An 11,915-nucleotide genomic window follows, 5' to 3' on the forward strand; every position below is an offset into this window, starting at 1 on the left:
GGGCTCACGCCAAAGTCAGGCTCAGCATCACTGGCAGCGTCAGCGCTGCCAGCAGGGTCTGCAAGGCAATGATGTTGGCCATCAACGGTGCATTGCCACCCATTTGCCGTGCCATCACGTATGAGGATGAAGCGGTCGGCAGTGCCTGAAACAGGATGGCGACGGTTGCCGCCTGGCCGCTCAACCCCAGCACGCGACAGGTCCCGTAGGTCGTCAGTGGCAGCACTACGAACTTGAACAACGAAGCCGCCAGCAAGGGCCGTGGTCCCAAGCCGCGAGCGCTGCCTGCCAGCGCTGCACCGACGCACAGCAGGCCGAGCGGCAAGGCGGCCTGACCGAGCGCCTTGATGGTCGGTTCGATGCCGGCAGGCAACCCCATCCCGGTCAGGCGCAGGGCAATACCCAGGGCGCAGCCGACGATCAACGGATTGCTGCAGATTGCCTTGGCGACGGCGCGGGCCGAGCTTTGCGCACCGTTGTAGCGGGCAAAGGCGAGGACACACAGCACGTTGACCGTGGGCACGATGGCGGCGTTGGCCACCGCCGCCAGGGCGATGCCGCCGGTGCCATAGATGCCGGCTGCCAGGGTGGCGCCAATGTAGTTGTTGAAGCGTATACCGCCCTGGAACACCGAGGTGAAACTGGCGCCATCGCCGGCGATGATGCCCTTGCACAGCACCAGCAAGACAGCGCCGATCAGGGTCGAGATCAGTAGCACCGTGACCATGTCGAACACCGGCAGGCCGCTGAGGTCAGCGGTCGCCAGGCTATGGACGAACAGTGCGGGCAGCAGCACAAAGTAGCTCAGGCGTTCGGCCGCCGGCCAGAAGTTATCGCCGAGAAAGTCGCAGGCGCGCAGCCAGCGTCCCAGCGCGATCAACAAGGCAATCGGCACAATGGTGGCAAGGATCAGATTCAGCATCAGGCATTTTCCGTAAGTGTCGACGCCCCTGGGTAGGTGTCGACATCAGGCTAGCGGTTGGCACTGAAAGAAAAAAACGTTTAATACTCAATTAACCGTTGAGAAAAACTCAAGGGTTGCACAGTACTGCTTTCAGTACTGCCGTCAGGTGCCGGCGGCGGCTGCTGACATGTTCGAGCAGGCCGACGGCGCGGGTGCGCTGCGGCTCGCCAAAGGGCAGCAAGGTCACGGCAGGCAGGGCCTCAAGGTCTTCGTCGGACAGCGGGACGATGGCTACACCCAGGCCCATCGAAGCCATGTGCGTGAGCGCTTGCTGGCTGTCCAGTTCCATCTGCTCGCTGACAGGAAGCTGTTGCTTGCGCAGTTCCTGCTCGATCATGCGTCCGGCCCAGGCACGCTTGTCAAAGCGCAAAAACGGTTGGCTGGCCAGCAGCTCCCTCAGGCTCAAACCCGCAAAAGCAGGACCGGCAACGGCCCAGAAGCGGCTCTGGTAGAGCGGAGTAAAGTCCAGGTTGGCCGGGTAGGGCGCTACCGGTTCGGTAGTGATGGCGGCATCCAGTTCACCGTCTTCAACGCGCCTGGCCAACTCGGCGGACATGCCCGAGAGTACACTGATATGCAGGTGCGGATGCTCGGCCTTGATCCGTACCAATGCCGCCGGTAGGCGCCCGGCCAAGGCGGTCTGGATGGCGCCGATCTTCAGTCGCCCATGCAGGCCAGGGCCGCTCACCAGGGCATCGGCCATTTCGTCATAGGCAGCAAGAATGCCCTCGGCGCGCTCGACGACCAGATGTCCCGCTTCGGTCAGGCTGACCTGGCGCCGGCTGCGGTCAAACAGGCTGACGTTAAGCTCTTCTTCCAGGCTGCGGATATGCAGGCTCACCGCCGAGGGGGTCAGGCTGAGGATATCGGCGGCACGGGCAAAGGTGCCATGCCGGGCGATGGTGACCAGGGTACGCAGGGCTTTGAGCGACAAGCAGGGCTCCGGCAGCAAGGGGGGGACGGGTTGTCATCATGGCGTCGATTCACCGTGATGAAAAGCTACAGGGCCGCTTCGACCTTGCTGGCCTGTGCTGCAGGTAACCACGCTTTCCAGATGTCGGGGTGGTCCTTGAGGAACTGCTGCGCGGCATCTTTTGGCGGTTGGCGCTTTTCACTCATGTGCGCCAGCGTCTGGTTGAGGGTCTCGATCGGCAGATCGACCTTGGTAAACATCTCGACCAGTTCGGGGTATTGCTGCCTGAACGCGGCCGAGACGCCAATTGACAGTTTTGCCGGCAACGAGCGGCTGCCCTGCGGCTTGGGATTGCTGGCGTCGGTCAGGGTCTTCCAGGCGGCTTCGTTGAAGGGTGGTTCTTCCAGGCGTACCAGCTGAAAACGTCCCATCAGCGGAGTGGGCGACCAGTAGTAGAACAGCACTGGTTTGCCGCGCTGAATCGATGAGGTGACTTCGGCATCCAGCGCCGCGCCGGAACCGCTGCGAAAATTCACGTACAGCTCATCCAGGCCATAGGCCTTGAGCTTCTGACTGTTGACGATTTCCGAGGTCCAGCCGCTGGGGCTGTTGAGAAAGCGGCCTTTTTTCGGCTCCTCGGGGTCGCGGAAGACCTGGGCATAGCGCTTGAGGTCATCGACTGTGCGCAAGTCCGGCGCCTCGGCCGTGATGCCACGCTTGGCATCGCCTTCGATCACGAACTTGGGTACATACCAACCTTCATCGGCATTTTTCACCGTGTCGCCGAGCGCAAACACCTCGCCGGCTTGCTCCGCCTTGACCCATGCGGGACTGCGACCGGCCCACTCTTCGGCAATCACCTGGATATCGTTGCGCGCCAGTGCCACCTCCATGCTCACCGTGCTGCCGGGGAGGGTGTCAGTGGCATAGCCATACCCCTTCTCGACGATCAGGCGCAGGATTTCCGTGGTCAGGCTGCCGCTTTCCCAGGTGATGTCACCGAAGTGGATGGGCGTTTGTTTGTCGGCGGCCATGGCGGTGCCTGTTGCCACGAGGCCAACGGTGAGCAGCAGGCCGACCAGCAGCCTTGGAAGGGTCTTCATCTTAGCCTCGTAGGTTGCCAATCCCGGGTTTCGGGCAAGTGTAGACGACGGTATGGCCGTTTCGGCCGAGGCTGGTAGCGGGAAGTGCTTCGGGCTGCATCAGGTGAATGGGCGCTGCAAGGATGGGGCGTGCGCCAGGCGCGCACGCAATCCAGCACAAGGAAGGGTAATGATGAGTCTCGATATCAGTTTTGCGTACTTCAGGAACTTCCGCTTCGATGGGCAGTTCCACGTCCGCTGTAGCGGTAACGACTTATGCAAGGTAAAGCATATTTACTACTCGCTGGAGCGGCTCGAGGCGCAGGGGCCGGTGCCTGTGGATGGCATAACCGTGCTGTCGCAAAGCCAGAGCGGTGCTCTGGAACACCATGGTTGTCCGGCAACCCTGGCGAGCGGGCAGGTTCCAGGGACTTACCACATCACCCCTCAGGTGACGTTGACAGACGAAGAGGTCCTCAAGAGAAATCTTCCTCACTTTGCCAGTGGGGAGTTGGTGCTCAAACCGTTGATCATCGTCGTTGGAGCGGATGAATCAAGCAGAAGCGTTCTCGACAAAGTGCCTCTGCCTGCCTCGGCAGGCCGGCGCAGGCGCGATGTGGCTGATCTCGGCGACACCGACGAGTCTTCGGGTTTACCTGTAATTGATGACCCCTATGGCGACATGCATGCGCAGCTTCCGGTCCTGGAGAACGGCGAGCGTTTCCCCCCGTTGCTGGTGAAATTCATACCCGGTGGCGTTGAACAGTTTCTGGCTGACCTTGAACCTGACTCCTACTCGATCCTGGTGCGCCAATGGCCGAACCTGAAACAGGTGCTTGCCCCGCAGTCGTTATTGAGCGAGCAGGAACGGCAGGACAGCGCGCTGAGTGTGCTTCGCCACTTTTATGTGATCGAGCAGCCCGAAGGCATGAGCAATGAGATGTTTGTCGAACTGATCAGGGTGCTGGCGCCACTGGACTATCTCGAAACCCTGCACTTTGCGGCGCCGCAGACCGAGCACACTCCGTTTGTGCTTGCCGGGGCGGCAGCGGTGGTGGCGACGCTTATCACCGGTGTTGCCGTGGCAGCCGGGAACCACGCGTATGATGAAGCGCAGCCGACGCCCGACTTTGAAGCGCTGCAGACCTACCTGGATCAACCGGGCTCCAGACACCAGGGCATGAACATCCGCAAGGTCTGGGAAAAGCAGGTGGTGGGCAGCGGAGTCAGGGTTCACTTTTCCGATGGTGGGCTGCACCCCAACCATGAAGATTTGCGAGGCAACCCGGATCTCAACATCATCAGCCATATCCCCAACACTGACCCAGACCACGGCACTGCGTCGGTTGGACTGCTCGTGGCCCGTGCTAACTCTCTGGGAATGTCGGGCATCTGCCATGCCAGTGAGCTGTATGTGTACAACAACAGGGCAACCAAGCACCACAATGCGCAAACCCCGAAGGATCTTTTGCGGTATGTGAGGCCCGGTGACATTGTTGGTATCAACCGGCAAACTGCCAACATCAATGCGATGACCACTTTTCTTCCTTCACTGCACGACCAACTCTGGTGGGACGCAACGCGCCAGCTGACAGAACGTGGTGCGGTCGTGGTCAATGCCGCGTGTAACGGCAGCTACAAAACAGACACCAACAAGCGCGCAGTCGCAAATTTTGGTGTTGATCTGTCCGAGTGGCCGTACTTTCTCGACCACGGCGATGCGGATGCCATCCTGATCGGGGCCTGCCACTCCTGGGATGGCAAACCTCATCAATATTCGAACTACAACTATCGCTACCGCATGCTCAACAGTTGGGGCGACAGTGTCGCGACTTTGGGCTACGGGGCATTGCAGGACAAGGACGGCAACGATCGCGATTACACCGACAACTACGGGGGTACCTCAAGCGCAACGCCGCTGGTGACCGGCGCACTGGCGTTGATCCAGTCCTATGCCATCGAGCACCACCATGTTTATCTCAATGCCAACCAGATGCATCTTCTGGTCATGGAGTCCGGCTACAAAGACGCTACGCTGCCTCACACGGATGTGCTGCCCATGGGCGCGCGGCCCGATGTCCATGGCGCGCTGGTGTTGCTGGATCGCATTCTGGGCGGCGGCAAGTTCCATACGGTGAAGGACGAACTTTGACGGAGTGACCGTCAGGCGAGGCCAGTGGAGCCGGGGCGGCTCCACTGGCACAAGGGTCAGACGCGGAACTGATCCATCAAGCCCTGCTGCTGGTTGGCCAGGCTGTTGAGCGACTGGCTGACCCGTGCAGACTCATTGGCCTGGCCCGAGAGCGACTCGGTCACGTCGCGGATGGTGGCGACGTTGTTGTTGATCTCTTCGGCCACGGCACTTTGCTCTTCGGCGGCGCTGGCGATCTGCAGGTTCATGTCGCTGATCACGGTGACGGCATCGCCGATCTGCTGCAGTGCGGTCACCGCCTGACCGACTTGCTCAACGCTGCCCTGGGCCTGACGATGGCTGCTGTCCATGGCGCCCACCACCTCGCGGGTACCGGCCTGCAGATGCTCGATGACCTGACGGGTTTCTTCCACCGACTCCTGGGTGCGGCGGGCGAGGTTGCGTACTTCATCGGCCACCACGGCAAAGCCACGGCCCGCTTCACCGGCGCGCGCGGCTTCAATCGCGGCGTTGAGCGCCAGCAGGTTGGTCTGTTCGGCGATGGAGCGGATCACTTCAAGTACCGAACCGATTTTCTCGCTGTTCTCGGCCAGGCCTTCGACCTGGGTCATAGCGGTATTCATGTCGGCGGCCAGTGTATCGATGCTGGCGGTGGTGCGGTCGATCACCGCCAGGCCCTGACGCGTGGCCTGGTCGGCGTCGCGAGCGGCCTGGGCGGCTTGCGCGGCGCTGCGGGCCACGTCCTGGGCGGTTGCGCTCATCTCGTGGGAGGCTGTTGCCACCTGGTCCACCTGGCGGTACTGCTGCTCCATGCCGGCGCTGGTCTGGCTGGCAATGGCAGAGGACTGGTCAGCGGTATCACGGGCCGCCTGCACCGAGCGTTTGACTTCGGCAATGGTCGGCTGCAGTTTGTCCAGGAAGCGGTTGAACCAACCCGCCAGTTCACCGAGCTCATCGTGCTTGTCGTATTGCAGGCGGCGGGTGAGGTCGCCTTCACCGCTGGCAATATCCTTGAGCATTGCGGCCACGTTGAGGATCGGCCGGGTCACGGTGCGGGCCATCAGCCAGATCAACAGCAGGCCGACGATGGCGGCCAGGCCACCCAGGCCCAGTTCGATCAGGGTGCCACTGGTGCTGCGCTGGTCGAGTTCCTGCTTCAAGGCGTCGGCCGGGCCGGTGAGGGCGCTTTCCGGTACGTCAAGCAACACACCCCAGGATTTGCCCCCGGGGATCGGAGTAAACGAAGCCAGCACTTTCAGGCGCTGTTCGTGATGGATGCTGTGCAGCGTTGTGCTTTCGGACAACAGACGGATCAGTTCAGCGCCTTTTTCTGGGTCGACCTGGTCAAAGCGCTTGGCCAGCTTGCTGGCGTCCGCGCTGTAGCCTGCGAGCAAGCCGGCAGGACTGAGGATGCTGACTTGCGTCTGGCCCTGGTACAGGTTGCGGCTGGCTTGTTGGCTCAGGGCCTGCAGGCTGTTCAGGTTGATGTCCACCGACAGCGTGGCAACGACTTTGTCGGCGACCATCAGCGGGAAGGCGATGCTGGTCATCAGCACCTGCTGGCCGTTGATCTCGTAAAAGTACGGCTCGATCACGCACACCTTGCGCGTGCTGCGTGGGCACATCGACCAGGTGTTGGCCGGCTCGCCGCTCGGGCCGACGCTGGTGTCGGCCAGGTCGCGCTCAGGCAGGCTCATGGAGGTCAGTTGACCGGGGGTCGGTTGTGACCAGTACAACGAGAAGCGGCCTTTTTCGTTGCTGCCCAGCTTTTCCTGATTGGCGAACAGTTCGTCCTTGTTGTCCAGCGCATTGGGCTCGAATACCAGCGACAGGCCGAGGAGGTCGGGGTTGGCCTGCAACGCGGAATACACCTGGCGGGTCAGGTCTTCGCGCAGATCGAAGGCGTCGATGAAGCGCTTTTCAGCCTGTTCGCGCAAAAACAGCACCTGACGGGAAAAGCCCGCGCCGTATTGGTAGGCATCCATGAACTGGCGGCGAATGCTCAACGCCTGGACTTCGCCCTGTGACTCGATGCGTTGCTGGGCCGCTTCGGTGAGCATTTGCGTGCTGCTGGCTTTGACCAGCTCTGAGCTATGCTCCATGCGGTACAACGAGAGGCCGACCAGCAGGGTGACGATGCTGGCCAGGCACAGCCCGGCCAGCAGGGTGATCTTCCATTGAATGGAAAGTTGTCTGAACGACATGGCGAAGTCCTTTGATCTGAAAGTCTGAGGCTGTCGAACATATCGGCGGCAACACGACGTTCTTTACTAAAAAAACTTATTTCAAAGGATTTATTTCGGTTGATTTAGAGGGCTTTTTTGCAGAATGCCTCGCCCCGTGCTTTGACAAGCAAGGGGGTCTGCTTCAGAGTGTGCGCCCCCATAAAAATTACCTGTCGTTCGGCCTCTGCTTACGAGCAGTCTGTCGCCGATGCGGTCGCTTTTTGTCTGGTTTTTAGAGGTCACAGGAATGAATGCAGTAATTGCCGCGGTCGGCATCATGCTGATACTGAGTCTGTCCCGCGTGCATGTGGTGATCGCCCTGATCGTCGGTGCACTGGCCGGCGGGCTGGTCGGTGGCCTGGGTATCGAGGGCACGCTCAAGGCGTTCAACGGCGGCCTGGGCGGTGGCGCGACGGTTGCGTTGTCGTATGCTTTGCTCGGCGCCTTTGCCGTGGCCATTGCCAAGTCGGGCATGGCCCACGCCCTGGCGGACCGCGCCCTGGCCATGGTCGACCGGCAGGGGCATGCCGATGGCGGCAAGGTCAAATGGCTGCTGATCGGCCTGTTGCTGGTGGTGGCGATTTCTTCGCAGAACATACTGCCGATCCACATCGCCTTCATTCCGCTGCTGGTGCCGCCGCTGCTCTATGTGCTGACCAAGCTGAACATTGACCGCCGGCTGGTGGCCTGTGTGATGACCTTTGGCCTGATCACGCCGTACATGTTCTTGCCGGTGGGGTTCGGCAACATTTTCCTCAACGAGATTCTGCTGGCCAACGTCAGCCGTAGCGGGGTGGATGTCAGTGGTGTCAATGTCACCCACGCCATGGCCATTCCGGCTGCCGGCATGCTCTTCGGCCTGTTGGTGGCGGTGTTTTTCAGCTACCGGAAAAAGCGCGTCTATGACCTGGAAAAAATCGAGCAGGTCGAGCAGGTCGCTGTGCGCTACAACCCGCTGACGCTGATGGTTGCGGGTGTTGCCGTCGCCGCGGCATTTATCATTCAGCTGTGGCTGGACTCGATGATCATCGGTGCCATGGCCGGCTTTCTGATTTTCTCGGTCTCCGGCATCGTGCGCTGGAAGGAAACCGATGACCTGTTCACCGAGGGCATGAAGATGATGGCCATGATTGGCTTCATCATGATTGCCGCATCGGGCTTTGCCGAAGTGATGAAGGCCACCGGCGAGGTCAAGAACCTCGTCGAGGTCTCGGCCAGCTGGATTGGTCACAGCAAGGGCGTCGGTGCACTGTTGATGCTGCTGGTCGGCTTGCTGGTGACCATGGGCATTGGCTCGTCGTTTTCCACCGTGCCGATCCTTGCCGCGATTTTCGTGCCGCTGTGCGTGCAGCTGGGTTTCGACCCGGTGGCCACCGTGTGCATCGTTGGCACCGCTGGCGCGTTGGGGGATGCGGGCTCACCCGCTTCGGATTCGACCCTGGGCCCGACCTCGGGACTGAACGTGGATGGTCAGCACCACCATATCTGGGACACTGTGGTGCCGACGTTCATCCACTACAACTTGCCGTTGCTGGCCTTTGGCTGGCTGGCGGCGATGACGCTTTAGAACGCGCGAAAGAGGGGTTGAGCAAAAGGCTCAGCCCCGTGCCGGTGGCGGCGAGATACGGTTGAGGAGCATGCTGCCGTCCTTGCTGCGGGTCAGGTAGACCGGTAGCACTTTGGGCAGGTTGCTGACCAGACGATTGATCTGGCGGGTGTCGTAAATACCGCTGATGCGAATGCTGCCGGTGCTTTCGTCGGCCAGCACCAAGGGGTGTTCGAGGTAACGGTTGATCTGCGGCAGGGCCTGGGCGAGGCTCAGGTTGTCGAGGATCAGCTTGCCGTTGCGCCACGCCAGGCTGTTGTCGTGCGCGTAGGTCTGGTTCAGGCGCGGCTCGAAATCGCCGGCCTGGTAGCTGGCCTGCATCCCCGGGCCAAGGCGGTATCCCCCCTCGACGCTGGTGCTGCTGTTGCTGCTCACCAGTACCGAGCCTTCCACCAGGGTGACCTTGACCTGGTCTTCATACTTCCACACGTTGAACTGGGTGCCGGTGACCCGGGTCTGGCCCTGGGCGGCGTGGACGATGAACGGGTGCTGGCTGTCGTGGTAGACGCTGAAAAACGCCTCGCCCTTGATCAGGGTGACCCGGCGCTCGTCCTTGTAGTTGGTGAAACGCAGTTCGGTGCCCAGGTTCAATTCGACCTGGCTGCCGTCGCCGAGGACCACGCGGCTGATCGCGTCGGTGCTCTCTACGTGCTGGTAGCTGTTGGGCAGCCAGCCCTGTTCCCAGCCGATCCAGCCACCCACGGGCAAGGCCACCAGGGCAACGGCGGCGGCCGAGGCATAGTGGCGCCAGGTACTGCGGCGGCGCGGGGCGAGGGGCAGGTTGATGACATTGCCGGGGACCGGGCTACGGGGCAGGTGATCGGCGGTGTGCCAAATCTCCAGCATGGCCTGGTATTCCCGGGCGTGTAGAGGGTCCGCTGCCAGCCATTGCTCGAAGGCCAGACGCTCATCTGCGGTGCAGTCCTCAGCCTGCAAACGCAGGCACCAATGCGCGGCGGCATCGGTGATGGCATCGTATTCTTCGGCGCTGTGGCTGGTGTGATTCATCGAGACTCCCGGTTTTGCCCATTCTACCCTTGAGCGTAGGCGGCGAGAACCCGAGATAATGGCGAATGACTATCAGTTGTAAGTTTTTTTACCGTGAAAAGTGCCGTAAAAACACTGAATTCGCAGCCATACCCCGTTTTCAGCAGGGCATGACTGCGCGTTCGGCGCCGACTGACGGTATTTCAGAACTGCTCGGCGTCAAGGCCGAACAGCGAGCCGCTACCGGCGCGGATGCTGGCCTGCAGCGACAGGGTACGTGGCAACAAGCGGGCAAAGAAGAACGCGGCGCTGGCACGCTTGGCTCCATAGAACACCGGGTCGTGAGCCAATTGCTGTTCGGCGACCTGGTCCATGCGTGCCCACATGTAGGCGTAAGCCACATAGCCAAATACCTGTAGGTACTCCACCGAGGCGGCACCGATGGTATTGGCGTCTTCGGCAGCCTGGGTGCACAGCCACTGGCTGAGGTTTTCCAGTTCGGCGGTGGCGTCGAGCAGGGCCTGCGCGTAAGGCGTACCGTGCGCACAGAAGCTGCGGATTTCGCCGGTGAACTCGGCCAGGGCCTTGCCACCGTCAGCCACCACTTTGCGCCCGAGCAGGTCCAGGGCCTGAATGCCGTTGGTGCCTTCATAGATCTGGGCAATGCGCACATCGCGCACCAGTTGTTCCTGACCCCATTCGCGAATGTAGCCGTGACCGCCGAACACTTGCTGGCCGAGCACGCAGCTTTCCAGGCCATTGTCGGTAAAGAACGCTTTCGCCACCGGGGTCAGCAGGGCAACCTGGCGCTGCGCGGAGGCTTGTTCCTCGCGATCCTCGGCGTATTTGGCGATGTCCAGTTGCTGGCCTACATAGGTCGCAAACGCCCGACCACCTTCGGTCAGGGCGCGCATGGTCAGCAACATGCGACGTACATCGGGGTGAACAATGATCGGGTCGGCAATCTTCTCACGGGCTTGCGCGCCAGTGGCCGCGCGGCTTTGCAGGCGGTCCCGGGCGTAGCGCGCAGCGTTCTGATACGAGGCTTCGGCGCAGCCGATTCCCTGGATGCCGATGGACAGGCGCTCGTAGTTCATCATGGTGAACATTGCCGCCAGGCCGCGATTCGGTTCGCCGATCAGGTAACCGCTGGCCTCGTCGAAGTTCATCACGCAGGTGGCCGAGGCCTTGATGCCCATTTTGTGTTCCAGCGAACCGCAGTGCGCCGGGTTGCGCGCGCCCAGGCTGCCATCGGCGTTGACCAGGAACTTGGGCACCAGGAACAGCGAGATGCCCTTGGGCCCGGCGGGGGCATCGGGCAGCTTGGCCAGCACCAGGTGGATGATGTTGTCGGTCAGGTCCTGCTCGCCACCGGTGATGAAAATCTTTGTGCCACTGATGCGGTAACTGCCATCGGCATGGGGCTCGGCCTTGGTCTGGATGATCCCGAGGTCGGTGCCGGCATGCGGTTCGGTCAGGCACATGGTGCCGGCCCACTGGCCGCTGTACAGCGGCGGCAGGTAGGTGGCTTTGAGGTCGTCGCTGGCATGGGCGTCGAGGGCCAGGCAGCAACCGGCGCTCAGGGCCGAGTACAGGCTGAAACTGCAGTTGGCGGCATAGAGCATTTCTTCGAACTGCACCGCGAGCATTTTCGGCATGCCCAGGCCGCCGTGCTCGGGGTTGCCGGCAAGGCCGACCCAGCCGCCTTCACGGTACGTCTGCCAGGCTTCGGCAAAGCCGTCGGGGGTGCGCACTTCACCGGCATCGAACACCACGCCTTGTTCATCGCCACTGCGGTTGAGCGGGGCGATCAACTGACCGGTGATTTTCGCCGCTTCTTCCAGAATGGCATCGGCGGTGTCGGCGTCCACCCGTTCGGCCAGGGCCGGAAGCCGCGCCCAGAGCGCCGGGCCCTGGAACACTTCATGAAGGACAAAGCGCATGTCGCGCAGCGGAGCATTGAATTCAGGCATGGAGTTCTCGCTG

8 protein-coding genes and 1 pseudogene are annotated in these 11,915 nt (G+C 61.6%); 2 read left to right on the forward strand and 7 right to left on the reverse strand.

Annotation, left to right across the window (positions count from 1 at the left end; translation table 11 throughout):
* Positions 1-4: 4 nt before the first annotated feature.
* The 3 genes from DM813_RS26275 to DM813_RS26285 all read right to left on the reverse strand — a co-directional run bounded on the left by DM813_RS26275 (position 5) and on the right by DM813_RS26285 (position 2,980).
* A complete protein-coding gene (locus DM813_RS26275) occupies positions 5-922 on the reverse strand; it encodes an AEC family transporter (protein WP_128326302.1) in 918 nt (305 codons plus the stop codon).
* Between the two features lie 109 nt (positions 923-1,031).
* Positions 1,032-1,898, reverse strand: a complete 867-nt coding sequence (locus tag DM813_RS26280; protein WP_128326303.1) for a LysR family transcriptional regulator — start codon at positions 1,896-1,898, stop codon at positions 1,032-1,034.
* Between the two features lie 65 nt (positions 1,899-1,963).
* Positions 1,964-2,980, reverse strand: a complete 1,017-nt coding sequence (locus DM813_RS26285; RefSeq protein WP_128326304.1) for an ABC transporter substrate-binding protein — start codon at positions 2,978-2,980, stop codon at positions 1,964-1,966.
* A 172-nt stretch (positions 2,981-3,152) separates the two neighbouring features.
* Between DM813_RS26285 and DM813_RS26290 the strand changes: the two genes are divergently transcribed.
* A complete protein-coding gene (locus DM813_RS26290) occupies positions 3,153-5,111 on the forward strand; it encodes a S8 family serine peptidase (protein ID WP_128326305.1) in 1,959 nt (652 codons plus the stop codon).
* Between the two features lie 56 nt (positions 5,112-5,167).
* Here DM813_RS26290 and DM813_RS29135 read toward each other — a convergent pair whose 3' ends face one another.
* Entirely contained in the window at positions 5,168-5,923 is a 756-nt protein-coding gene (locus DM813_RS29135) for a methyl-accepting chemotaxis protein (protein ID WP_420066476.1), read from the reverse strand.
* 102 nt (positions 5,924-6,025) lie between these two features.
* Positions 6,026-7,315 (reverse strand): annotated as a pseudogene (locus DM813_RS29140) (HAMP domain-containing protein); the annotation flags it as partial.
* Positions 7,316-7,583: 268 nt separating this feature from the next.
* Between DM813_RS29140 and DM813_RS26300 the strand changes: the two are divergent.
* Positions 7,584-8,903, forward strand: coding sequence for a Na+/H+ antiporter family protein (locus tag DM813_RS26300; protein ID WP_128326307.1), 1,320 nt, complete (start codon positions 7,584-7,586; stop codon positions 8,901-8,903).
* Positions 8,904-8,933: 30 nt separating this feature from the next.
* Here the strand turns inward: DM813_RS26300 and DM813_RS26305 are convergent, their stop codons facing one another.
* Both DM813_RS26305 and DM813_RS26310 read right to left on the reverse strand, forming a co-directional pair.
* Positions 8,934-9,950: a FecR family protein gene (locus DM813_RS26305; protein WP_128326308.1), complete on the reverse strand. Its 1,017-nt coding sequence runs from the start codon at positions 9,948-9,950 to the stop codon at positions 8,934-8,936.
* A 182-nt stretch (positions 9,951-10,132) separates the two neighbouring features.
* On the reverse strand, positions 10,133-11,902 hold the full coding sequence (locus tag DM813_RS26310; RefSeq protein WP_128326309.1) for an acyl-CoA dehydrogenase C-terminal domain-containing protein: 1,770 nt from the start codon (positions 11,900-11,902) through the stop codon (positions 10,133-10,135).
* Between the last annotated feature and the right edge of the window lie 13 nt (positions 11,903-11,915).

The organism is Pseudomonas alkylphenolica (assembly GCF_004025535.1).
GTDB classification, from domain to species: Bacteria; Pseudomonadota; Gammaproteobacteria; order Pseudomonadales; family Pseudomonadaceae; genus Aquipseudomonas; species Aquipseudomonas alkylphenolica_A.

Coding starts and splice junctions, on each gene's coding strand:
- DM813_RS26275 (WP_128326302.1), bottom strand. CDS start 922: ATGCTGAATCTGATCCTTGCCACCATTGTGCCGATTGCCTTGTTGATC.
- DM813_RS26305 (WP_128326308.1), bottom strand. CDS start 9,950: ATGAATCACACCAGCCACAGCGCCGAAGAATACGATGCCATCACCGAT.
- DM813_RS26310 (WP_128326309.1), bottom strand. CDS start 11,902: ATGCCTGAATTCAATGCTCCGCTGCGCGACATGCGCTTTGTCCTTCAT.
- DM813_RS26300 (WP_128326307.1), top strand. CDS start 7,584: ATGAATGCAGTAATTGCCGCGGTCGGCATCATGCTGATACTGAGTCTG.
- DM813_RS26290 (WP_128326305.1), top strand. CDS start 3,153: ATGAGTCTCGATATCAGTTTTGCGTACTTCAGGAACTTCCGCTTCGAT.
- DM813_RS29135 (WP_420066476.1), bottom strand. CDS start 5,923: ATGGAGCAGCAGTACCGCCAGGTGGACCAGGTGGCAACAGCCTCCCAC.
- DM813_RS26285 (WP_128326304.1), bottom strand. CDS start 2,980: ATGAAGACCCTTCCAAGGCTGCTGGTCGGCCTGCTGCTCACCGTTGGC.